The following is a 24,259-nucleotide window of genomic DNA, read 5'->3' on the forward strand; positions in this document are numbered from 1 at the left end:
TAAAATCCCGTTACGAAATGGGATTAAAAACCAAAATTTTGCTAACTCAGCCAGAGATATTTAGCCACCCCGAGCTGTTGAGCGAGGCTAGAAAATATGGCGACGTTGTCTTTATACAGCAGCTTTTTGCCGTGCCTTCTGTTGTGTTAAAGGTTGTCCCTAAAGCGTTTTTTCCGCTACTGCCGGTTAAACGACACCTTGTTGAGCAAGTGTTTAAAGATACCAGCCAAATCCATGTCTCAGATGGCTTTTCTGCCATAGTTGCTTTTTCATTGATGCAAAGATTAGAGAAACAGCTTCCGATTACGGTGGGTTTCTATCATTCCAAAGAATTTCTCTGGGGGGCAAACAGAAACTTGCCTTACTTCGAAAAAGTTAACCGTGCCTTTGTTTTCAATTTTTTAGCACAAATCAACTTGATTATTTTTAACGAATCACTGGTTGCGTTATATCAGCAGCACGGCAGGGATCTTAGCAAAGCAAACTGTTTTCCCATTGGTGTTGTCGATGTGAGCTCCAGCGACAGTAGGCTGGCTTTCTCTGTCAAATCAGTTAGCCCGCTCCAAATAGTGTCAGTTGGCCGCTTAGTTGACTTTAAACAGTATAATAAATGGATGATAGAGCTAGTGGCAGAGCTAAAGAGCTCAGCTATGTCGCTGGAATATCATATCTACGGCAATGGTCCATTAGAGGCATCTCTTCGTGATCTGGCTAAACGGCTTGGCGTAGTTGATGCTGTTCACTTTCATGGCTTACTTAACTATGCCGATTTTGATGCCACAGTCGCACAGTATGACATCTTTGTCGGCAGTGGTACGGCAATTGTACAGGCCGCCGCCTTGGGCGTGCCGTCGATTATAGGCATAGAAAATGTAGCCGAACCATACAGCTATGGTTACATTGCTGATATAACCGGATTTAGCTACAACGAAGATGGCTTGTATGAAAAAATTCCGGTAGCGGGCTTGTTACACCGTTACTTTACAATGTCCGATAGTGATAAAACCATGCTAAAACATAAGCACATTGAGAAAGCGAAAACATTTTCTATGGCTACTTGCATCGCAAATTTTGCTCGCGTAGAGGCAAATGCCAAGCCGGCTAACATTAAGCGCCTGCCTAAGTTTAGATATTGCGCCAGTTTGTTGTTAAATGTTGTATTAGCCAAATTAATCAAAACACATTCGTTGAGATTTAAATATGTCGATTGAGCGCAAAGGAAAGGGTATGCAGAAACTTGCGGCGTTTATGCCTTCACTGGATGGCGGCGGTGCCGAGCGAGTCACTTTATTATTGCTAAACGAATTGGCACAGCGTGGTTATGCGGTAGATTTATTGGTTGCCAATAGTAAAGGTGTCTATCGTGATCAGGTTCACTCTGCGATCAATATTATTGATTTTGAAAAGAGCAGAGTAGCCAGCTGTTTGCTGCCGCTAGCGCGCTATTTGAAATCCCTGCAACCCGCAGCTTTGTTGTCGGTAATGAACTATACCAATGTAATCGCCATCTTGGCCAGGCAACTTGCCGGTACTAAGTGTCGCTTAGTCTTAACTGAACACAATAATGCTGAGCAGGCACTGCGAAACGCAATGTCAATTAAATATAGAATGGTGAATTTATTAACGCGCTGGCTTTACCGTCGGGCCGATGCGGTGGTCTGTGTATCAGAAGGTGTTGCCGACAGCATTCACAACGCACTGGGTATACCAAGAGAACAATTAAGTGTTATCTATAATCCCGTTATCCACCCTGGTATCGGCTTGAACGCGGACAAGGCAATATCGCACCCTTTTTTACCTGAGAATGGTGAAGTTCTTCTTATAGCGGTGGGGCGATTAACTGCCCAGAAAAATTTTCCTAATTTACTACAAGCCTTTTATTTAGTAAGAAAAACGTTACCGGCTAAGCTGGCAATTTTGGGCGAAGGGGAAGAGCGTCAAAACTTAACTGCACTGATTGCATCACTTGGGCTTGAGCAAGATGTGTTAATGCCAGGCTTTGTTGACAATCCTTATGCCTGGATGCGTCGTGCAGATGTATTTGTTCTGTCTTCGTCCTGGGAGGGCTTGCCCACAGTGTTAATTGAAGCGCTGGCATGTGGCGCAAAAGTGGTCAGCACAGATTGCCCCAGTGGTCCGCTGGAAATACTGGAAAACGGGCGCTGGGGGGAACTGGTCAAGATGGAAGACGCCGAGGCGTTAGCAAGCGGCATTATCAAAGTGCTGTCGGTTGATCGCAAGGCATTACTAGACAAACGACTTGAAGTTTTCTCTATTGGTTATGCTACCGATAGATATCTTGAAACACTGAAGTTATAAAAAGTGTCGTCAGTAACCTCAACAATAACGCCTACGCAAAGGCTACTCTGCTTGCTGGTAGCGCTGGCCTATGCGTCAGCACTTTGCCTTTTCCCAATGGAAGGTTTAGCTGACCGCGATAACTATCTGGAAATGGCCCGGGTATCACCGCTCATTTTGGCACGACATCTGGGGCAGGGAGTCCATTCGTTATTTGCCAACGAACCTGTATGGCTGGCTATTAACTCTGTGCTGGGGTTGCTGTTAGATGACACTGTGGTTGTGCGGAGCATAGTGTTTTTTAGCGCCTTTACGGTTTCCTATTTGCTGCTGATTAATAACCCGAAAAACTTCCTCTGGTTGTTACTTTTGCTGGTTTTCCCGCAGGTAATGAAGAATTTCGTAATTCATCTGCGTCAGGGTTTGGCGATAGCGGTATTTATGATTGGCTGGTTTAGTGCAGGTAAGAAAAAGCGGCTGTTCTTTATTGGTATATCATCCTTTATACATTCCAGCTTTTTTATCATCACAGCCATATTGCTTGGCGGCTGGATACTGAGGAAGCTTAAAACAGCGCCTGATATAAAGTTGCTGCTGTATTCTGGCGTATCATTGTCTTTGGCATTACTGGTTACCCAATTGGCGGCCGTTATCGGTGCTCGGCAGGCTAATACCACCGCCGTAATGGAAGAGGCGGCATCCGGTATCGGCTTTTTGTTCTGGAGCGCCATGTTGGTTATTTTACTGTTGCAGGGCCGGCGTTTCTTGCATCAGTATACTGTTGCCATTGGTGTGCTGATTTTTTATCTGGCGTCGTATTTTTTCACACCTATTGCCGGTCGGGTATTTGAAAGCGGCATTTTGCTGGTTTTACTGGCAGTATTGGCTACCACTGGCTGGCGAAGGATAATGGCACTTACGGTTCTGCTGGCGTTTAATATGGCGCTGATGCTAGTGCAGTATTCGCAGCCAATGATGGGTTTTGCACCAAGTTAATAATTATTCGTGCGAATCATTGGGTTTGCACGACACTGTGTTTGTAGCAAGCATGCTACACTGACGCGTTAAAAGAGAAAACAACAACACAATCCTATTCGCAGGCTGTGAGTATGTGGCAGTATCAGTAGGCGCTACCCCGTCTGGAGAAAAACCGGATATGACCATTTATGTCCAAGCAAATTTATGGCTTAATTAAGTCGCTTAGTTCTGGTGTGGCCTGCACAGGCTTATTGTTTTGAGGATGCGGTGTTAACTATAGTTCATATTATTAATGGCCTGGAAAGCGGTGGTGCTGAGACAACGATGTTCAGCCTCTGTACCCATGATCGCATTAACAAGCATATTGTTATCTCATTACTTGATCAGGGTAAGTATTTTCAGCCATTGGTTGAGCATGGCATAGAAGTACATTGTCTTGATTTAAAAGGTAAAGGCTGGTTTTTGGCGAAGCTTTACCGTTTATACAAGTTGCTCAAGACATTGAAGCCTGATGTCGTACAAACCTGGATGTATCACTCTGATCTGATTGGCGGTACGGTAGCAAGGCTTGCGGGTATCAAAAAAGTGTTTTGGGGAGTACATAATACTGTTCTTACGCCAACCTTAAGTAAACGTTCAACCATACTAATATCGAGAATATGCAGTTTTCTTAGCCAGGTCGTGCCATACCGTATCGTGTGCTGTGCAGACAAGTCTTTAGCTGTGCATGCTGAGCTTGGTTATAGCAGAGATATTATGCTGGTAATTAATAATGGTTACGATTTGTCAAAATTTAGCCAAAACCCTGCTTTGGCCAGTGATTTCCTTGCTGAGATACAACATAGTGACGCCGAAGTGCTGTTTGGCTGTGTTGGGCGATTTGACCCAAATAAAGATCACAAAAACCTGCTACAGGCACTGAAGATAGTAAAACAGCAGGGTATTGTTTTTCGGTGTTGCTTGGTAGGTAACCAGATGACAGCAGACAATACACAACTTATGGCATGGATAACGGAAAATGACCTTGAGCAGCAGATTATTTTATCCGGGCTGCGTAGTGATATACCGGCCGTGATGAATGCATTGGATATACATATTTTGTCATCCGTGGCAGAAGCCTTTCCTAATGTTCTGTGTGAAGCTATGGCTTGTGGTACCCCATGTGTAAGCACCGATGTGGGTGACGCCGCAATTATCGTTGCAGATACGGGTTGGGTAGTGCCCGCGGCTGATGCAAATGCGCTAGCTGACGCTATTGTCGCTGCCGTTCATGCGCGCCGCGATGCAACAGCCTGGCATCAGCGCAGTGTTAGTTGCCGTGACAGAATTGTCGGGAATTTTAGTGTAGATAAGATGGTGTCGGCCTATCAGCGTAGTTGGACTACGGATCTTTGAGAGTTATTGTTTGAATATTCTTTTTATTATTACCCGCTCCGATGTGATGGGCGGCGCCAGCGTACATTTGCTTGATTTAGCGGCAGGCTTGCAAGCAAAAAATTACAATGTGCATATCCTTGTTGGCGGTACCGGTATTTTGCAGCAGCGTGCGGCAGAGTTTAATTTATCTATATCGTCTGCGCCTTCTTTGTTGCGACAAATTAATCCGTTAAAAGATATTAAAGCTTATTTTGAATTGAAGCGTGCTATCACGACATTTAAGCCAGATATAGTGCATCTACATTCCTCAAAAGCAGGTTTGCTTGGACGGTTGGCGTGCAAAGCAACCGGTGTGCCTTGTGTGTTTACGGCGCATGGCTGGGCCTTTACTGAGGGCGTTTCGGCAAAAAGGCGCTGGTTGTATCGGGTGCTAGAGCGCTTGGCGGCGCCACTGGCAGCTAAAATTATTGCGGTATCAGAGTATGACAAGACGCTGGCTATACAAAATAGGGTGGCATCTGCGATGCGGCTGACATTGGTGCACAACGGCGTTGCAGACAAAGCTCAACATACCGGCGTGGTGGAGCACAGCGAAAAAGCAGAAGTTCGGCTGATTATGGTGGCACGTTTTGAGCAGCCAAAAGATCAGCCGCGTTTGCTCAGAGTTCTGTCGCAATTGGCGGAACTGCCATGGCATCTGGAGTTGGTGGGCGACGGCCCGGGCTTGCCGGCAGCCCGGGCGCTTTGCCAGCGGTTGGGTATTTCTGCAAAGGTTACCTTCAGTGGTGCCTGCTCTGATGTACCGCAACGCTTAGCCGTGGCAGATGCCTTCGTGCTTTTATCGCATTGGGAAGGGTTGCCGTTGACTATATTAGAGGCAATGAGTCTGGGGTTACCGGTTGTTGCCTCCGATGTGGGCGGCGTAAAAGAAACTCTGGATACGAGCTGCGGTTTTTTAATACCGCCAGCGGATGACAATATTCTGCTTGAAACACTACAACAGTTAATTAACTCGCGGCCTTTACGTGCAGCTATGGGGCATGCCGCTCGTACCCGTTATCTGCAGCATTTCACTTTAGCGCGGATGATCAGTGATACTGAGCAGGTCTATCAGCAAGTAGCCGCAAAATCATGAAAATTATGCTTACCGGTGCCAATGGTTTTATTGGCAAAGCGTTATCCTATGAATTGCTGCAAGGCGGGAATTCATTAACCGCTGTAGTACGCAATGCAACAGGGATGATAAATTCACCTGCATTAACAGTACAGCTGGTAGACAGCTTTGACAAGTCTCAGCTTAATTGGCTGGATTATAGCGATGTAGGTTGTGTGATTCACCTGGCTGCACGGGCTCATGTGTTGTCTGACAACAGCAGTGATCCGCTATCAGCGTTTCGCAAAGTGAATACTGAAGCTACGTTAGAGTTGGCGCGTCTGGCTGGCGCTGCGGGTGTTAAGCGTTTTATTTTTTTGAGTTCAATCGGGGTAAATGGTATCAGTAATACTGCGCCGTTTTGCTTTGATGACAAGCCTGCCCCGATTGAAGACTATGCAGTATCAAAACTAGAAGCCGAAATTGGCCTGCGTCATATAGCAGCAGAAACCGGTATAGAGGTAGTAATTATACGCCCACCTTTGGTATATGGTGCCAATGCTCCCGGGAACTTTGGTAAGCTGGCTAAGCTGGCACAGAAAAACCTGCCGTTACCACTGGGTGCTATAAACAATAAGCGCAGTTTGGTGGCGCTGGATAATTTGATAGATTTAATTATTCGCTGTATAACGCATCCTAAGGCAGCAAACCAGACGTTTTTGGTTAGTGATGACCAGGATGTTTCTACCACTGAACTGCTACAAATGCTGACGATTACTGCCGGACATAAACCGCGCTTGTTGCCGGTGCCGGTAAGCTGGTTAAATCTGGTGGCTAAACTTACTGGTAAAACAGCTGTGGTAGACCGGTTGTGTGGCAACCTGCAACTGGATATTGCCCATACCAAGCAAACACTGGGCTGGATACCGCCGCTAACGGTAGAGCAGGGCGTCGCCCGCTGTTTTAATCTCCCCCAGCCCCCTCTTTTCTAAAGAGTGGGGATTAAAGCGGGTTTGAGGTTGTAGGAATTTAATCCTTTATTTTAGAGGTTGTATGTTAATTCGGTTGTTAGATATTATTTTCGCCCTTTGTGGCCTGGTGTTTGGTTTTCCGGTATTGGTTATTCTTACCGTTATAGGCTTATTTGATACAGGCTCACCCATTTTTTGTCAGGTGCGGGTAGGGCGCAATAAAAAACCGTTTACGCTGGTAAAGTTTCGCACTATGCAGCCCGATACAGCCCATGTGGCCAGCCATTTAGCAAGTGCCAGTGCTATTACGCCGTTTGGCGGCTTTTTACGTAAAACCAAGTTAGACGAGTTGCCCCAGCTGTGGAATGTGCTTTGTGGCCAAATGAGCCTGGTGGGCCCGCGGCCGTGTTTGTTTAATCAGCAAGAGCTAATAGCTGAGCGTGAACAGCGCGGCGTATTAGCCGCCCGCCCGGGTATTACCGGCCTGGCGCAGGTAAATGATATTGATATGTCGACACCGGTGTTACTGGCAGAAACCGACGCCAAAATGTTGCAACAGCTGACATTGGCTAACTACTTTAAATATATTTTTATGACAGTGGCCGGCAAGGGCAGTGGGGATAGGGTTAAATAATCTGTCAAATCTCCCCCTAATCCCAAATCTCCCCCCAACCCCCTCTTTGGCAAAGAGGGGGAGTAAAAGCAGTTGCTGTTAAGCTTCCTTTTAGTTGTAGTGGTACACTCTTTACCAAAGAGGGGAGTAAAAGCAGTGACATTAAGCGGCTATTCAGCTCATGCTGATAAAACAGGCGTCTTTAACTTTGTTGCCCGAACAAAGCGCAAACCACAGCGGGTACGCATAGTGCATGGCGGCAAAGAGGCTAAACAGGCACTGCAAACGGCTTTTTTGTTACATGGCATTAATGCTATTATTGCCAGCTGATCCGTGCTGGTTTTAGAAACTACAAGCATTGTTATATTAGTACTAAGCTAAGCACTTTACGTTTGAGGCTGCAACAAACATGCAAAACATCAATACAGTTCGCAAGGCGGTTATCCCGGTCGCCGGGCTTGGCACCCGCATGTTGCCAGCCACTAAAGCCATACCAAAAGAAATGCTGCCGGTGGTAGATAAGCCGCTTATTCAGTACGTGGTCGATGAATGTATCGCCGCTGGTATTAAAGAAATTGTGTTGGTGACGCACTCATCAAAAAATTCGATTGAAAACCACTTTGATAAAAGCTTCGAGCTCGAGTCTATGCTGGAAAAGCGGGTAAAGCGCCAGTTATTGGATGAAGTGCAGGCAATTTGCCCTAAAGACGTCACGATAATGCATGTGCGCCAGGGCGAGGCAAAAGGCCTGGGCCATGCCATACTGTGTGCCTTGCCATTGGTTGGCGATGCGCCATTCTGTGTGTTACTACCCGACGTATTAATTGACAGCTACGACAGCGACCTGGAACAGGATAACCTGGCTGAGATGGTGCGGCTCTATCATCACACTGCTGTTAGTCAGGTAATGGTTGAAGCGGTGCCGCAAGTACTGGTAAGTCAGTATGGGGTGGTAGACGTTGCTGGTAAAGCTATGCAGCCGGGCGATTCTGTGGCAATGTCGGCGATAGTTGAAAAGCCCGACGTTGAACAGGCACCGTCAAATCTGGCGGTAGTGGGACGCTATGTGTTTAATCAGCAAATCTGGCGCTGTCTTAAACGCACGCCCGTCGGCGCGGGCGATGAAATACAGCTTACCGATGCCATAGCACTGCTGATGGAAACCGAAAAAGTAAATGCATACCAGATTAAAGGCCGCAGCCATGATTGTGGCAGTAAGCTTGGTTATATGCAGGCATTTGTTGAATATGGGTTAAGAGACAAGCAGTTAGGCGCCCACTTTCGTAAATGCCTTAATGCTATTTTGCAAAAACAATAAAAGCGCCCCTTATAGCCATAGAGCTTATAGCTGACAGTGCTATAATCGCAGGGTTTTGTGCGCATAAGCCGGTGTAATGCCGGCCTGCAAGTGGAGTTTTACATGCTAACCTGGATGCTGGGGTTACCCCGTTCCATCAAACGTTTATTGTCGGTATTTGCGGACATTGGCTTTTTAGTAAGTTCGTTACTTGCTGCCTTTTTTCTTACCCAGCAAAACGGCCAAACCGATATACCACAACTGGCGCTATCTTTTGCTATCACCTTGCCGATCACCCTGCTTATTTTCACCAAGCTGGGCCTGTATCGCGCCGTTATTCGTTATATTGGCCAGCATGCGCTGGGCGCCGTACTTACCGGTATTGTCAGCAGCGCCTTTGTGTTAATGCTGTTATTTAGCATCACCGGCGTACATGACAAAGGCAACCTGATTTTTGTTTATGCGGTACTGGCCATGCTAACGTCGGGCGGCTTACGCCTGTTAGCACGAATGTTTCTGGGCCAGCGTAACAATGGCCACAAAGAGCGGGTATTAATATATGGCGCCGGTTCTTCTGGCCGCCAGTTAGCCCAGGCATTAATGAATGGCGAACAATACAACCCGGTGCTGTTTGTCGACGACGATACCACCTTGCAACGCTCAACCATTTTGGGCATACCGGTGGGCGCGCCCAGCCAAATTAGCAGCCAGATAAAAGCCTTTAACATCAGCCGCATTTTGCTGGCTGTGCCCTCTGCCAGCCGCGCACGGCGCCGCGAAGTGCTCGATACCCTGGAAGAGCTGCCAATACCGGTGCAGTCGGTGCCCGGCATGAGCGACCTGGTTAGCGGTACCATGCGCATCGACGAGCTGCAGGATGTAAAAATTGAAGATTTGCTTGGCCGCGACCCGGTAAACCCGTCTGACAGGTTAATTAAAGCCAATACGCAAGACAAGGTTGTTATGGTCACTGGCGCCGGCGGCTCTATTGGCTCTGAACTGTGCCGGCAAATTGTTATCTGTCAGCCCAAGGCGCTGGTGCTGTTTGAACTGTCAGAATTTGCGCTGTACAACATTGAGCAGGAACTAAAATCCCTGGTAGCGCAGCGCAGCCCGCAAACCCGCATTGTGCCGGTGCTGGGTTCCGCCCAGGACTTAAACCGGCTGCAAACAGTGATGGCTGGTTTTAACGTTACCACTGTTTACCATGCCGCCGCATACAAGCATGTGCCTTTGGTTGAGTTTAATGTGGCAGAAGGCATACGTAACAATGTCTTTGGTACCTGGCAGGCCGCTGAAGCAGCAATCGCCGCCGGTGTGGAAACCTTTGTGTTAATCTCTACTGATAAAGCGGTGCGGCCCACCAATATTATGGGCGCCAGTAAACGTTTGGCCGAACTAGTGTTGCAAGGCTTGTCTCAGCGCCAGAGCGGCACCCGTTTTTGCATGGTACGTTTTGGTAATGTGCTGGGTTCCAGTGGCTCAGTGGTGCCGCTGTTTCGCGAGCAAATTCGCCGCGGCGGCCCGGTTACGGTAACCCATAAAGATATTATCCGCTATTTTATGACCATTCCCGAAGCCGCACAGCTGGTGATCCAGGCCGGTGCTATGGGCGAGGGCGGCGATGTGTTTGTGCTGGATATGGGCGAACCGGTAAAAATTGCTGATTTAGCCCGGCGTATGATCCACTTAATGGGCCTGGAAGTGAAAGACGATATTCACCCTAACGGCGATATCGAAATTCATTACACAGGGTTACGCCCGGGTGAAAAACTGTACGAAGAACTGCTGATTGGTGGTGAAGAGTTGCCAACTGAGCACCCACGCATTATGAAAGCCAATGAATCCGCGCTCAGCTGGCCAGAAATACAGCAGTTAATGCAAGCAATGCAAAGCGCTTGTGATACTTATGACATAGGCACTATTCGTCATTTGCTATTAAACAGCCATATTGCCTTTGCCCCCTCAGACGACAACTGTGATCTGGTTGCTTTAACCCAGCTTACCGATAACATCAGTAGCAAGATCAAACGTGTTGTCTAAACAAAGCCAAACAGTCAGTGCGCCTATACAGCAGCCACTAGTCAGTATTTATATTGCCACGCAAAACCGCCCGCAGCTGTTAGCGCGGGCCATCAGCAGTTGTGTGGCACAAACCTATACCAACCTTGAGATCATCGTCGTTGACGATGGGTCAACGCCTGAGCAAGCGCAGCAAAACCAGCAGTTGCTGAACGACTATCCGCAAATAAAATACCTGTATCTGCCGGTGCCAGGTGGCGCACCTGTGGCCAGAAACACCGCCATTAATTTGGCCCGCGGTGACTTTATCACCGGCCTGGACGATGACGACGAGTTTAAGCCAGAGCGCATCAGCGAGCTGGTACAGCATTGGTACAGCTGTACCGACTGCGCTTTTTTATGTACCGGTTATACCGTTATTACCGCTCAACAGCGCTTATTTAATTATGCGCGCCGCGCCAGAGCCATTAATTATCAGCATTTACTTTATGCCAATGTCGTGGGTAATCAGTTGTTTACGCTCACATCGACATTGCGCGCTATTGGCGGTTTTGATATAACACTGCCCAGTTGTCAGGACTACGACACCTGGCTGCGGCTTGCGGCCGCCTATGGTAAAGGCTACCGGATAAGCAGTTGCAGCTACATTCTGCATCAGGACCATCAGTCAGAGCGTATTTCCGCTTCTAACCGGCGCGAACTAGGCTACCAGCTGCTACTGGAGAAACATCATAAGTTTATGACTTCTGCCCAACTGGCCAGCCATCAGGTTAATTATGCGCTGCATAACAATAAGCCGTTTCCCTGGCGTGCCTTTTTCCATTTGCCCTTAACACAGTGCCTGCGGGTGCTGAAAACCCTGTTAGTGCGCCGCGCCTGGAGCCTGGTACTATTTAGCCGGGGGTTACAGCGGTGAAATCTCTTTGCTTTGTGCATCAGTCCAAAGCCCAACTGCCTGAATTACAGGCGTACGCCGACTATTTCCGCCATCGTTATCAGGTTGTTATTAACACACCTGAAGCTAATTTGCATGGCTATGATATTGTTTGGTTTTTTATGGGCTATTTTCGGTATCAGCCAAAGCCGCAGCAATTTATTGTGCACGAGTACGCGTCGTTATCCACACCGCCACTGGCCCGATTTAAAGACCAGCTAAAACAGCGGCTGAATATCCGCCCGCATTTGCGGGTATTTCAAAATCCGCGCCAGAGCGAGCTGCTTAATTTTAACGATGATGTGCCGGTGCGCTACCGTGACATGGGCTTGTCCGGCCATTTTATTTGCACACAACATAGCGAAAAAAAGTGCGACCTGATATACGCTGGCTCAATGGATAAAAGCCGCCAGTTAGAAAAAGCACTTGATATTGTGCTGCGGCTGCGTCCACACGCCAGTATCTGGCTAGTAGGCCCGCCATCGGCCTATTTGCAGCGCCGCTATCAGCACTACGCTAATGTGCGTTTTGTCGGCCCGGTACCCAATAGTCAAATTCCGCAGCTGTTAAACCAGGCCCGTTTTGGCCTGAATTACGTGCCGGATGTGTACCCGTATAATTTTCAAACCTCCACCAAATTGCTGGAGTACGCCGCCTGCGGCCTGCCGGTAATTGGCAATAAAACCAGCTGGGTAAGCCGTTTTTTGGCCAGCCAGCCATTGCAATACCATGACTTGCAGCAGCTAAGCAGCTGGCCACAGCCGCAACCGGTGCAAATCAGCGCGCAAACACTAGCCGCCTGGAGCTGGCAACAGCGTATCGCCAATGCCGGCTTTGAAACTATTTTGCCGGCCTAGGGTCTCACCGTAGCGCTGCAGCCTTGTCGATATCGGGGCCATACGGTAAGATGCCACAGCATTGTAATAACTCAGTTTACAACACAGGATCACAGATGAAGGTTAAGCAAACTCGCGGTTTTACGCTGATAGAGCTGTTAATTGTTATTGTTATTTTGGGCTTGCTTGCGTCCATTGTCGCGCCGGGGATGTTCTCAAAAGTGGATTCATCCAAAACAAAAACCGCAGAAGCACAAATTAAGCTCTTACAAACATCACTCGATACGTATCGATTAGATATGGGGCGTTATCCTGCATCTCTGGACGATTTACTCAAAGGCGATCACCCGAATTGGGACGGCCCTTATTTTCCTCAGGCTATTCCGCTGGATCCTTGGGGGAATCCTTATGTTTATCGTACACCGGGACGTGACAGTAAACCCTACGATCTGATCTCATACGGTAGCGACGGGCGTGAAGGGGGAGAAGACACCGCTAAGGATGTTGCTAATTAATGGACAAATTGATATCGCTGTTAGTTAATGACTTTCAGGTCAATGCAGCTCAGTTAGACAAAGCCATTGCTTATATTAAAAAGCATGGTGGTAGGCTTGAGAAAGTTTTAGTTAATCTTGGTGCGCTTTCAACAGACCAGTTACCTTCTTTCTACAGTAAATGGCTATCGTTGCCCTATATTACTGAATTACCCTCGCTTGATGTTGCGGAATATCAACAATTTCCGTTTGATGTGGCAACACTGGCCACGCAAAACTGGGTACCGTTTCAGTTAGAAAATAGTAGCTGGTCTTTTTTGGTCAATGACCCGCTTGATGCAAAGTGTATGGACTACTTACAGCATATCGGTATCACTTATGTTTTAGCTGTAGCAAGTGAAGAATTAGTTGAGCAATACAAAACTAAGTTTCATGTTTTAACGCGTCAGTTTGATAAAACGAGCGATGGTGATAACGAGACAGACAAACTACTCGAGCTTGCCAGCGAAGCTCCTACAGTAAATTTGGTAAATAATCTTATTTACCGGGCAGTAAAGCAAGGCGCCTCAGATATGCATATCGAAACGGACTTGCAAAAAGGACGTGTACGTTACCGGGTAGATGGCGTTTTGCACGACGCCGATACTATTGCACGGGCCATGACATTACCTGCAGTAACCCGTTTAAAAATCTTAAGTTCTATGGATATTGCTGAGCGTCGCCGTCCTCAGGATGGCAAAATAGAAATGAGCATCAATGGTAATGATATGGACATACGTGTGTCTGTATTGCCACGTAACGAGGGCGAAAGTGTCGTAATGCGTTTTTTACGCAAAGATGCATTGAAACCGCAAATGCAAGACCTCGGTATGCACAGTGATATTGAAAGCCTAATAAAAGCAGATCTTAGTAAAACCTCCGGTGTGATCTTACTCACTGGACCTACAGGTTCTGGTAAAACCACTACCTTGTATACCTTTTTACAACACTTAAATAGCCCGGCGGTGAAAATTATTACGCTGGAAGATCCAATAGAGTATCAGTTAGATGGTATTAATCAGGTGCAGGTGCATGCTGATATTGGTTTTGATTTCGCAGCCGGGTTGCGCAGCATAGTGCGGCAAGACCCTGACATCATTATGCTGGGCGAAATACGTGACAAAGAAACCGCCGCTATTGCTATGCAATCGGCATTAACTGGTCACTTGGTATTCTCGACAGTACACACTAATGATGCACCAAGTGCATATACACGGTTGCTAGATTTAGGCGTTGACGAATTTCTGCTTAACGCCGCTTTAGTTGCCATTATTGCTCAGCGTTTGGCGCGAAAATTATGCCCGCATTGTAAAGCTACCGATCCGGAGGCTGAAGATTTAATACGTAAACACAGCTTGCAGCAGCGTGCTGCAGCATTGCAGCTTACGGATATTAAGTTAATGAAAGCTGTGGGTTGTGAGCAATGCAATCACACCGGTTACAAAGGCAGAACAGCAATAATGGAATATTTACGCTGTGATGAGTCAATTATGGCTATACCCAAGAACGAAAACTTTATTATTTCAGCAAGATCACTAATGCGTAAAAATGGTGCCAGAAGTCTTATTGATGATGGTTTGTTAAAGGCCATGCTTGGTGAAACTACCGTAGCTGAAGTGTTCAGGGTTGCTGGTTAATGAACCGCTATCGTTATTCAGGTTATGATAAGCAAGGCGCCTTGATAGAAAGCATTATCGAAGCGCCGGAAAAAGCGTCAGCAATATTGATGCTTCAGCAGCAGGGTATTCTGGTATCAGACGTTAAAGAACTACGCCCTGACTTTGCAACCCGGCTGGGGTTTTCACAAATAACCCTTACTGACAAAGTATTTTTAACCCGTGAGCTGTCGCTTTTGCTTGAAGCCGGTCTGAAAATTGACAAAGGTATTGCGCTGCTGGCTGAGACTGCAGATAAGCCTGCCTTAAAAGAGTTGTTACAGGCTATCAGTGCTGATCTAAAAGCAGGTAAAAAGATATCGCAAGCTTTTGCCCGCCACGAGCATGTGTTTGATGTGCTTTATGTAAACTTGCTAAAAATTGCAGAAGAGTCTGGCCAACTGGCACAGGTGTTTAGTGGTTTAGCCGACGATCTTAATTATCGACAGGCATTGTCTAACAAAATTAAGCAGGCAATAAGTTATCCGTTAGTGATCCTGGCAGTATGTATTTTATCTATCACCTTTATTTTTAACGTGGTAGTACCAAATTTAGCTACCATGTTTGCCAATGTTGAACATCTGCCCGTTTATACCCGTGCTTTGCTGGGCGTAAGCGACTTTATGCAGCAGTATCAATGGATGGTATTGTTTGCGCTAATTGCTACTGGGTACTTGTTTAAACGAGCATTAAAACACCCTGCAGTCAGATCGTATTGGGCTGGCATCATACTAAAAGTACCAGTGCTAAATCAGGCCGTTTTGCAAGCGGCCAGGATCCGCTTTAACGATGCGCTTAGCCTGATGCTCAGGTCCGGTATTGTGATAGACAAAGCACTACAGCTCGCGATAGAGAGTATAAGCAATCCTTTACTGCGAGATGAGCTCAGCATTGCTGCTGATAAAATCAGCCATGGTTCTAAGTTGTCCGTTGCCTTGGGTAATACACGCTTGTTTCCGGCTTATTTTGCTTCAATCCTGTCAGTTGGTGAAGAGGCCGGCGAGCTGGCAAGAATATTCACTGAAATAGCTAACCGCAGCCGTGACAACTTTAACCAGTGGGTAAGCCGTATGACAACCATACTTGAGCCACTGCTTATCTTAACCATGGGGATTATCGTCGGTTCAGTCGTTGTTGTAATGATGATGAGCATAACCGCGACGACGGATATCGCTATCTGATATGGCCAAGCAAACCGGTTTTACCCTGATAGAACTATTGGTAGTGATTGTGCTAATGGCAACCGTATTTGCCTTGGTAGGTCCGCTGGGTAATATCGCGCTGGAGCGGATAAAAGCATCAGATGAATGGTACGATGCCGTAAAAATTACCCGGCATTACCAGTCGCAGGCATTTTTAACGTCGCAACCGGCTTATCTAACATTTGAGGGCAAATTGCTGGCGGTTGATTTCGGCGGTCAAAACGTACGCTATGAGTTTGAGCAACTCTTCTTTACACCACAAAATATTGTGTTCAGTGCCAATGGTTTTGCCAGCCAACCTCAGTTAAATGCTATGCAGCGTCGACAACCGCAAACATTAACCCTGCTGCCTGCCGGTGCTACGCTGTTGGGCGTCGGGTTTTAATTACGCTTATGCAAAAACAGCAAGGTTTTACCCTAATTGAAGTATTAATAGCCAGTAGCATATTGTTTCTGGCGATCGCTATTGCGGTAATCAGCTTTAGTGCTACCCGGCAAACATCGGTTATGGCAACAGAGCGTATAGCCCTGCATACACCGTTAAATATTATTGTTGACCAGGTAGAAACTGCGTTAAGGCCGGCGGCAGCAGAAACGTTGTCCGGCGAGGGGCGCTTAGGCTCTGTGGCATATCGCTGGCAAGCAAACCTTAACAGTCGTTATTCACCAAAAGCAATACCAACCAATGAGCAAGACGGTAGTCAAGCACAAGTGGAGAATAGGTTTTTGCTGTTTGATATACAAATACAGCTGGAAAGTGCTGGTGCAAAGCGCAGTTATTCATATCAAAAACTGGGCTGGAGTGACAAACCATGAGTAAGCCCCGGCAACTCGGCTTTACACTGATAGAGCTGCTGATTGTTATTGTTATCTTAACGTCATTGCTTACTATGGCAGCCATGACTATCCAAACCTTAACTCAGCAATGGCAGGCCGACAGCAATCGTCAACAACAACATTTTGCGTTGTATAAGCATTTGGATCTGCTGGCTACAGCACTGCAGGCAACCGTCGCTTATGAGGTGCAATCCGATACAGGTTATGGCTTTTATTTTCTTGGCCGTGAAGAGGGTTTTACCGGTGTTACCGAAAGTGGCATTTATCATGCCGGTAAGCTTGCGGTATATAGGGTACTGAAAGAGCCAGCCGCTAGTGGCAAGTTTGCTTTGTATTATGAAGAGGCCGCTATTACCAATACACCGCTGCTCAATGCCGCCCAGCAGCTTAACTTTAATTTTCGTCTTAATATCGCCTCTAATTTAGATAGTCTGCAGTTTGAGTATTTTGGCTGGCCTGACGTAGCAACCAGACTGGATGCGGCAACAACCGCCAAAGACTTGCGCCGCTGGGAGCTACATTTCGACGGTATAGCACGCGGTCTGCAGCCGGAAAAAATTGTCATTGCATTTGATGACACTGTTTGGCCAATAATATTGCCAGATAGAATGGATGTACTTAAAGGTCGCAGGTTGGATAACCAGTAATGTATATGCAACAGCCAATGCGGCAAATACAACAAGGTATTGCTTTATTTCAGGTGCTTATAATTGCCGCCATGCTATCGGTAATTTTACTGTCAATGCAGCATAAGGCCCGCAGCCAACTGGCCCTGGCTGAAGCAGTGCAAAACCGTGCTTCATTGCTGCTGCAACTGGAGACCATACAAAGTAAAGTAGAACTGGCCATTATTACTGGCGATAGCAGCGGTTTTATTGGCTGGAACCTGCACAATCAGCCTTTTACCGATCAGGGTTTTACTATTCAAATTCAGGACTTTTCGGGTTTATATAGCATAAGTAGCTTTGGCAACTATCATATAGGCTCTTTAATGCAAAAGTTTGGCAAATCAGAAAGCGAAGCCCTGAGTATTATTGCTGCGCTCAATGCCTGGCAAAAAAAAGCCGACGCTTCAAGCCGTGCATTGCAACTGGCAGGGCAACCACAGCGCCATGCGCCGTTGCAAAGCTTAGTTGAACTAACAGCTATTCCCGGCATAACACCGCAGCTTTATCACGACATCAGCCCGTTTATTACTTTATATCAGCGGCCGTTTTTCAATCCGATGCTGGCACCAGAAGCCATTTTACACACCATACTGGCCCCGGAGTTGGTGCAGCAGATAATGCAGCTGCGCAGCAGTGGTGATCTAACACCAAATATGTTTTGGCGCCTGACAAATATAGAACCTGACGACACAATCAGTTATTCTACCGGCCCGGGATACCGAATTGTTATTAGCCAGCAGGACAGCACAGTGAAAGTTTCCCGCTTATACGAAGCAACATTTAAGCCGCACGAAAAGCTGCCACTAACATTTTGGCACCGGCAGCGTATCAATGTTTTACCTGAGAGAGTTTTCTGAACATGCAAACCAGGCTTATATCTAAAGTATTGCGCCACATTGCCGCATACTGGCATGGCGGTTTAGCGCCCATCGGTGGTATTGCTGCTCAAAACCGGCGGTTGCCTTTGCTGGCATTGGTACTGTCCAGAAGAAGCTATCAGGAACAACAGCAACGTTATCCGGTTACCGATTTAACGGCGTTAAAAAAAATACTGGCAAACCAAACCCCTGCTGATCAGGTGGCTATTCATATTATTTCACCGGTGCAAACACGACAGCGCAGCGTGCGTTCGTTTTTTATCGACAAGAGCCTAACGCAGCAGTTTCCGTCGGTAATCTTTTGGTTGCCGGAATCTTTATTGTTTGGTAACACGCTTCAGCCGCAACAAGCAGTAGAAATTGCCGCTGCCGACTATAGCTATTACCTGGCCAGGTTAAACGATGACATAGCCTCACTACCCAAATCAGCACATTTACCTGATATTAGTCATTTTAATCATGCCTCTGGTTGTCCGTTTATTCAGGTGCTACCCCAACAGCCGGCAAAAGCTTATCAGGCAAATTTGTTACAGGCACTAAACAGCGTATCAGACGCTGTGCTATGGCAGTGTGTACTGCCCCCAACAGCTGCGGTAACGGCTATCAACTGGAAACCCTATGCTATTAGTGGCGCAGCAGTGCTGCTTGGCTATCATTTGCTTTATTCTGGTTACTTGCTTTGGCAACAGCAGCAGTTAACCACAGTGCCGCAAGACCCATTGGTAAGCCAATTATTGCAAAAAGTAGACACTACTGAGCAACTAGCGCAGCAAGTACAGCAACGTATCGAACTGCAGTCACAAAGGGTTGACAGCGCCGTAATATGGCAATTATTAGCTGATATGGCTGCGCGCGGCGTTGAGCCGCAAAACATCAGGTTTGATGCCAGCGAAATAACTATTCGTGGCAATGCTATACAGGTAAGTCAATTACTGGAATGGCTAAAGCAACAACCTTACTTGTCACAGATAAGGTTAGATGCACCGCTACGAACCCAGGCCGGCAAAGAAGTGTTTGTTATTAAGTTGGCGTTACGCCAGACAAGTGGTGTAGCCGATGCGAAATAAAAACCTGTTGCTGCTGTTATTAGTGTCATTACTGGTAATCCGCTTTGCTATTTTGCCGCTGCAACAATGGCAAACCGATACCTATGAGCAAATACAACTTTACCAAAAACGGCAAGACCGTGGCGAGCAGCTGCTACAACAGCAAGAGCAGATAAACCAAATAGCTTTAGCCTGGCAACAATTATCGGCACAGTTAACCACTATTTATCCGGCACATCAAAACCCAGGAGACGCCCAGCTTAGTGCGCAGCAACGTATTCAGGCGCTGGTAAGTGCCAACAATGCCAGGTTTGAGTTATTTGACTGGCTGGTGTTGCCAGAGCAGGCTAGTGCAAATTTACAACAAGCCACGGTAAAGCTTCGGGTATCTGGTACACCGGCAGCCATATCAGCCTTACATGCTGAACTTGTGGCTCAGCCGCATCTGCAGCTGATAAGTGGCGCTTTTAATTGGCAAAGACAGCTTAGTATTCACAGTTCGGTAACCACCAGTTTTGATTTGGTGTACCGTTATCAGCTGACTGACACGGAGTAATTATGTTGCTTGCAAAGTTGCTACCAATAAAATTATCTGCTGCATTTCTAACCTATCTGGCTGCTATTGTGCTATTGGCATTGTGGTTGTTGATCAGCAAAATTATGCCGGTTTCTCAGGCCGACGCGCGTCTTTTAACACTGCCAGAGGCGCCTGCGTTTACCCCGGCAACATTTGTCTCTGCCAAAAATGCTGCGGCATCCTGGCAAATACCGCCAGAAGCGCAGCAAAACACAGAGCAAGAACAACAAAACAGCACTGCAGCAGTGCGCGATCAGTTTGAGCACAACGGGCAGCAATATCAGCTATTGGGTATTTTCAGCGCGGCTACGCCCTTTGCGGTAATAAAGGTATTAGACCCAAGCCAGGCCGCTACTAATGCGCCAGCGCAACAGGTTAAATTACACGATGATATAGGCACGCTTAAGGTTGCTGATATCAGCAAATATCAGGTCTGCTTGTCAGGCGCTGATATCCGCCAATGCTTATATCTGTTTAAGTCCGACGTTAAACTTTCAAAGGCACAATAATTATGTTTCAACCTAAGCTGTTAACCGTTGCTGTTGTCAGCCTTATGCTGGCCTCTTGCGCCAGCACGCAATCTGACCGCCGCCACACAGTGCCGGTATCTAAATTTGCTGGCGCGGCGCAAATTGCTACTAACGAGCCCGACAATATTGCTACCGCTGAATCGCCGGCAAAGCAGCCGTTATACAGCAACCTTGAGGTATACCGGCCGTTTAGTGCACAACCGGTGTCCAGAACTGACCTGGCAGCACGCTTTAGCGATAAAGAAATGGTCAGTTTTAGCGCCGAGCAAATGCCATTAAAAGATTTACTGCATGCCGTACTTAACGAGTTGCTGGGGGTGAACTATGTATTGGCGTCCGATGTTAACGGGCTTGACCAGCCGGTAACGCTGAATATTGGCAATCAGGTGTCTAAACGCCGGGCCTTTCAATTGTTGTACGAGCTATTACAGCAAAAAGGTATTATTGTTAACGAAAACGAAGCCGTGTTATATATTCATCCGTTAGTTGAGGGTGGGGCTAATACGCTGGTAGGTTTTGGCCGCGAGCCGGTAAAAGTGCCACAATCGGTTGGCAATATCTTACAAATTGTGCCGCTGCGCTTCGGTAATAACTCTGCTGTTGAACGTACTATCCGTGAATTTACGCCGGTAAAAGTTGATGCCGATTTATCTAATAACAGTCTGTTTATTAGTGGTAATCGTCAGGATATTTTGCGTGCCTTAGATTTGATTAATTTACTGGATGTACCGCTTAATCGCGGCCGTAACCTGGCTATGTTTAAACTAACCTTCCTTACCCCGGAAGAGTTTGCTAAACAAGTACGCGATTTGCTGGGAGCCGAAGGTATTCGCCAGGTCATGGTAGGCGAGGGTAATGGTACCTTGCAGTTAATGCCAATAGAGCACATCGGCGCGGTTGTGGCTTTTAGCGCCGAAAAAAGTCTGCTGGAACGGGTAAGGTTTTGGGCGCAGCAGTTGGATATTCCCAGCGAAGGCCCGGAAAAACGCTACTTTATTTATAACCCGCGCTATGCCCGTGCATCAGATTTGGGGCAGTCTATATCTTCACTAATTGCCCCAGGCAGTAGCCGTGCCGGTAACCAAAGCCGTGATACAGCCTCTGCTGTGAGTGGCAATAATTCACAGTCAAGCAACAGTGCAAGCAGTTCAGCAAGAGGCAGTAATAATACTGCCAGCAAAGCACCTACGTCAGTGCAGGGTGAAAATATAAGCCTTACTATAGACGAGCGCTCAAACTCATTGGTGTTTTATACCACCGGCACCGAGTATCAGTCGCTGTTACCCATGATCCGCCGGCTGGACATTATGCCCAAGCAGGTATTGCTGGAAGCCACTATTGCCGAGGTAACACTCACCGATGAATTCGCTATGGGCGTTGAATTTGCCATCCAAAACGGCAGCTTTGGTTACGGCACCACCGGCGCCTTTGGTGTGGCAGGCATAACCGGTTTAAGCCTTAATTATTTAAAAAATGGCACTCAGGTACAGGCCAAGTTGCGTGATAGTAACTCTCTGGTTAATGTGTTATCAAATCCCTCCATCGTGGTGCGTGACGGCGTAAGCGCCAGTATATCTGTCGGTAATGATATTCCTACCATATCGTCATCTACGTCAGACCCATTACTGGGCGACAGGCAAACCACTACCGTAACCTACCGTAAAACCGGTTTAGAATTTACCGTTACCCCCACCATTAATGCCCAGGGGTTGGTGGTAATGGAAATACAGCAACGTTTATCGCGCACAGTAGATGGCAGCACCATAGAAGGGTCGCCAGCTATTTTTGAGCGCAGTATCCAAACTGAGGTTATCGCCGAGAGCGGCCAAACCATTATGCTGGGTGGCTTAATCTCGGAAGACAGCACAAAAAATAATTCCAAAGTACCGGGCTTTGGCGATATACCACTGATTGGTAACCTGTTTAAATCGACAACCGATAAAAAAGAGAAAACCGAGCTTATTCTGTTGATTACCCCGCGGGTAATTGACTCGGCAGATCAGTGGCATTATATTAACCAACAGGTCAGGCAGGGCTTTGATAATTTAAGTCTAAGCTTCTGATCACGAACAGGTAACTGTAGACAAGTGCCGGTTTACGCTTGTACTTATTTTTTTAGAAACAAGCAATTATTTATTGACATACTGTAGTAGTTCAATAAAATGCGTGTTGTGTCTCAAGTAGTGCGAACAATTGCGCATTGCTCGGCGCAATAAGAAGATAAAGAGCTAGGCAAGAAGCCGATGCTCTAATTTCATGAAATTGGAGAATGTTTGTCATGACAAAAACTTTTAACAAAACTCTGTTAGCAACTGCATTACTGGCTGCTGCTGGTGTTGCACAAGCTGCTACAATTACTGAGTTCGCGCCTGTAGGTTTATCAAAGCAGGCTTCTAACGCTTTAACAATTAACGGTCCTGCTTTTCAGTTAGATGCTGGCGTAGCTTACCCAACTGGCACTGAGTTCGTTGTGACTTTCTCTGCTGGTGAGTTATCTGTTGCTCCAACTGCTACCGCAAAAGAAGATGACACTACAACTACTAAAGCTGGTGTAACTATCACTCGTATCGCTCAAACTCCAACTACTGCTACTTTCCGCATTGATGCGGGTACAGTTTTGGCTACTGAGTTCGTTGAAATTGCTGGTTACCAGTTCACACGCGCTAGTGCTTTGGCTCAAGCTTCAATCGCTGCAACTGTTTTAGTTAAAGCTGATACTGGCGTGGTAATTGACACTGCTGGTACTGGTGATAAGTTAACTCGTAACGTGTTGTTGGTTGGCGATCAATTCGTTTCTGCTGTTAGCCCGGTAGGTGGTTTCGAGAAGACTATTAGCTTAGCATCAGTACGTACCAAGTTTACTGGTACTAACCCAGCTGACCGCGAGTTCACTATCCAGGTTGATACTACTAACCGTACAGGCGTTGCATATAAAGATGATGCTGACGCTAACCAGGTTGCTACTTTTGCTGCTTCAGCAACTGTTCCTGCTGACGGCATTAAATACACTGTATCTGGTGACTTCTCTTGGTTAGTTGACACCAACGCTACTACTGCAGGTATTCAGGCAGCAGCTGGCACTTACACTCTGGACGCAGCTTGTGCTATGGGTACTGTAACAGCTTCTTCACTGGTTTATACTTGTGATGCAGCAGCTGCGGGTACTGCCGGTACTCACGATCTGAAAATCAACGTGTTCCAGGGCGGCACTAAGGCACCAGCGGCACTGCAAGACGGCGTTTACACTGTAACTGCTGAAGTTAGCTACACGTCTCCTACTGGTACTTTCACTACTCTGAGCGGTGCGAAAGCTGGTGAGTTCAAAAACGACGGTACTACTGCTAACGTTTACTACGTACCATACGGCGCTGGCATCAGCCAAATCCTGTACGTAACTAACACTACTTCTCAGGTTGGCAAAATCTATGCAACTGCATACGATGAAGCTGGTACTAAGCTGTTAGACGGCGTAGTAGTAGGTGAAACTACTCCTAACGGTATCACTCAGGTTTCAGGCACTGTACGTGCTGCACTGGGCGATTCTTTCTCAGGTAAAGTAGCTCTGACTTTCGATATCGAAACTTCAGGCGCTCAAGTATTCTCTGCTTACAACGTAAGCGGCGACCGTTTAGCTACTAAGTAATTAGTAACTGATACGCCAAAAAGCCCTGCTTAGCAGGGCTTTTTTATTGTTGGAATATTAACAGTTTTAGGCTTGTTATTTCGCTTGCAAATTATTATTCTTCTATCCCGCTTTTTTTAGCGAAAAGGTTTAGCCTTTTCGGCTTTTTGTGTATAATCGCTGGCGAACAGTTTTTCAATTTCTTTAACCCAGCCTTAATATAGCTGGGTTTTTTTTGGGTGTTATTTAGCTGCAACTGCTTATTAGGGGTACGCCCTATTATTTATCTTCA

24 protein-coding genes are annotated in these 24,259 nt (G+C 46.8%); all 24 read left to right on the plus strand.

Features of this window, described 5'->3' with window-relative positions; translation table 11 throughout:
* Positions 1–209: 209 nt before the first annotated feature.
* The 24 genes from ACYVIC_RS10790 (at position 210) to ACYVIC_RS10905 (ending at position 23,988) form a co-directional block, all read left to right on the plus strand.
* Entirely contained in the window at positions 210–1,211 is a 1,002-nt protein-coding gene (locus ACYVIC_RS10790) for a glycosyltransferase (RefSeq protein WP_460859807.1), read from the plus strand.
* Positions 1,212–1,227: 16 nt separating this feature from the next.
* Positions 1,228–2,319, plus strand: a complete 1,092-nt coding sequence (locus ACYVIC_RS10795) for a glycosyltransferase (RefSeq protein WP_460859809.1) — start codon at positions 1,228–1,230, stop codon at positions 2,317–2,319.
* A gap of 3 nt (positions 2,320–2,322) precedes the next feature.
* Entirely contained in the window at positions 2,323–3,294 is a 972-nt protein-coding gene (locus ACYVIC_RS10800) for a hypothetical protein (protein ID WP_460859812.1), read from the plus strand.
* A gap of 249 nt (positions 3,295–3,543) precedes the next feature.
* Positions 3,544–4,671, plus strand: a complete 1,128-nt coding sequence (locus tag ACYVIC_RS10805; RefSeq protein WP_460859813.1) for a glycosyltransferase — start codon at positions 3,544–3,546, stop codon at positions 4,669–4,671.
* A 10-nt stretch (positions 4,672–4,681) separates the two neighbouring features.
* Positions 4,682–5,788: a glycosyltransferase family 4 protein gene (locus tag ACYVIC_RS10810; protein WP_460859817.1), complete on the plus strand. Its 1,107-nt coding sequence runs from the start codon at positions 4,682–4,684 to the stop codon at positions 5,786–5,788.
* Complete coding sequence (locus ACYVIC_RS10815) at positions 5,785–6,738, plus strand: UDP-glucose 4-epimerase family protein (RefSeq protein WP_460859819.1); 954 nt, start codon at positions 5,785–5,787, stop codon at positions 6,736–6,738. The genes ACYVIC_RS10810 and ACYVIC_RS10815 overlap by 4 nt, the downstream gene beginning before the upstream one ends.
* A gap of 61 nt (positions 6,739–6,799) precedes the next feature.
* Positions 6,800–7,351 carry a sugar transferase gene (locus ACYVIC_RS10820; protein WP_460859821.1) on the plus strand — a complete coding sequence of 184 codons (552 nt, stop codon included), beginning with the start codon at positions 6,800–6,802 and terminating at the stop codon, positions 7,349–7,351.
* A 135-nt stretch (positions 7,352–7,486) separates the two neighbouring features.
* Positions 7,487–7,660 carry an MBL fold metallo-hydrolase RNA specificity domain-containing protein gene (locus tag ACYVIC_RS10825; protein ID WP_460859823.1) on the plus strand — a complete coding sequence of 58 codons (174 nt, stop codon included), beginning with the start codon at positions 7,487–7,489 and terminating at the stop codon, positions 7,658–7,660.
* 79 nt (positions 7,661–7,739) lie between these two features.
* On the plus strand, positions 7,740–8,648 hold the full coding sequence (gene galU, locus ACYVIC_RS10830) for a UTP--glucose-1-phosphate uridylyltransferase GalU (RefSeq protein WP_460859826.1): 909 nt from the start codon (positions 7,740–7,742) through the stop codon (positions 8,646–8,648).
* Between the two features lie 102 nt (positions 8,649–8,750).
* Entirely contained in the window at positions 8,751–10,670 is a 1,920-nt protein-coding gene (locus tag ACYVIC_RS10835; RefSeq protein ID WP_460859828.1) for a polysaccharide biosynthesis protein, read from the plus strand.
* Positions 10,660–11,565: a glycosyltransferase gene (locus tag ACYVIC_RS10840; RefSeq protein WP_460859830.1), complete on the plus strand. Its 906-nt coding sequence runs from the start codon at positions 10,660–10,662 to the stop codon at positions 11,563–11,565. The genes ACYVIC_RS10835 and ACYVIC_RS10840 overlap by 11 nt, the downstream gene beginning before the upstream one ends.
* Positions 11,562–12,440, plus strand: coding sequence for a glycosyltransferase family protein (locus tag ACYVIC_RS10845; protein ID WP_460859832.1), 879 nt, complete (start codon positions 11,562–11,564; stop codon positions 12,438–12,440). Before ACYVIC_RS10840 ends, ACYVIC_RS10845 begins: the two co-directional genes overlap by 4 nt.
* Before the next feature lie 95 nt (positions 12,441–12,535).
* Entirely contained in the window at positions 12,536–12,934 is a 399-nt protein-coding gene (gene gspG / locus ACYVIC_RS10850) for a type II secretion system major pseudopilin GspG (protein ID WP_460859833.1), read from the plus strand.
* Positions 12,934–14,589, plus strand: a complete 1,656-nt coding sequence (locus ACYVIC_RS10855; RefSeq protein ID WP_460859835.1) for a GspE/PulE family protein — start codon at positions 12,934–12,936, stop codon at positions 14,587–14,589. Before gspG ends, ACYVIC_RS10855 begins: the two co-directional genes overlap by 1 nt.
* On the plus strand, positions 14,589–15,788 hold the full coding sequence (locus ACYVIC_RS10860) for a type II secretion system F family protein (RefSeq protein ID WP_460859838.1): 1,200 nt from the start codon (positions 14,589–14,591) through the stop codon (positions 15,786–15,788). Before ACYVIC_RS10855 ends, ACYVIC_RS10860 begins: the two co-directional genes overlap by 1 nt.
* A gap of 1 nt (position 15,789) precedes the next feature.
* Positions 15,790–16,194 carry a pilus assembly FimT family protein gene (locus ACYVIC_RS10865; RefSeq protein ID WP_460859840.1) on the plus strand — a complete coding sequence of 135 codons (405 nt, stop codon included), beginning with the start codon at positions 15,790–15,792 and terminating at the stop codon, positions 16,192–16,194.
* Between the two features lie 8 nt (positions 16,195–16,202).
* Positions 16,203–16,625 (plus strand): PilW family protein, encoded by a 423-nt coding sequence (locus ACYVIC_RS10870; protein WP_460859842.1) that lies wholly within the window; start codon positions 16,203–16,205, stop codon positions 16,623–16,625.
* Positions 16,622–17,293, plus strand: a complete 672-nt coding sequence (locus tag ACYVIC_RS10875; RefSeq protein ID WP_460859844.1) for a type II secretion system protein — start codon at positions 16,622–16,624, stop codon at positions 17,291–17,293. The genes ACYVIC_RS10870 and ACYVIC_RS10875 overlap by 4 nt, the downstream gene beginning before the upstream one ends.
* Positions 17,294–17,298: 5 nt before the next feature.
* Entirely contained in the window at positions 17,299–18,171 is an 873-nt protein-coding gene (locus ACYVIC_RS10880) for a hypothetical protein (RefSeq protein ID WP_460859845.1), read from the plus strand.
* A gap of 2 nt (positions 18,172–18,173) precedes the next feature.
* Positions 18,174–19,259: a hypothetical protein gene (locus ACYVIC_RS10885; RefSeq protein ID WP_460859846.1), complete on the plus strand. Its 1,086-nt coding sequence runs from the start codon at positions 18,174–18,176 to the stop codon at positions 19,257–19,259.
* Positions 19,249–19,794 carry a hypothetical protein gene (locus ACYVIC_RS10890; protein ID WP_460859848.1) on the plus strand — a complete coding sequence of 182 codons (546 nt, stop codon included), beginning with the start codon at positions 19,249–19,251 and terminating at the stop codon, positions 19,792–19,794. The genes ACYVIC_RS10885 and ACYVIC_RS10890 overlap by 11 nt, the downstream gene beginning before the upstream one ends.
* 2 nt (positions 19,795–19,796) lie before the next feature.
* Positions 19,797–20,324 (plus strand): hypothetical protein, encoded by a 528-nt coding sequence (locus tag ACYVIC_RS10895; RefSeq protein ID WP_460859850.1) that lies wholly within the window; start codon positions 19,797–19,799, stop codon positions 20,322–20,324.
* A 2-nt stretch (positions 20,325–20,326) separates the two neighbouring features.
* Positions 20,327–22,408: a type II secretion system protein D gene (locus ACYVIC_RS10900; RefSeq protein WP_460859851.1), complete on the plus strand. Its 2,082-nt coding sequence runs from the start codon at positions 20,327–20,329 to the stop codon at positions 22,406–22,408.
* Between the two features lie 215 nt (positions 22,409–22,623).
* A complete protein-coding gene (locus tag ACYVIC_RS10905; RefSeq protein WP_460859853.1) occupies positions 22,624–23,988 on the plus strand; it encodes a hypothetical protein in 1,365 nt (454 codons plus the stop codon).
* The last annotated feature ends 271 nt before the right edge of the window (positions 23,989–24,259 follow it).

It is taken from the genome of Rheinheimera gaetbuli, assembly GCF_054781935.1.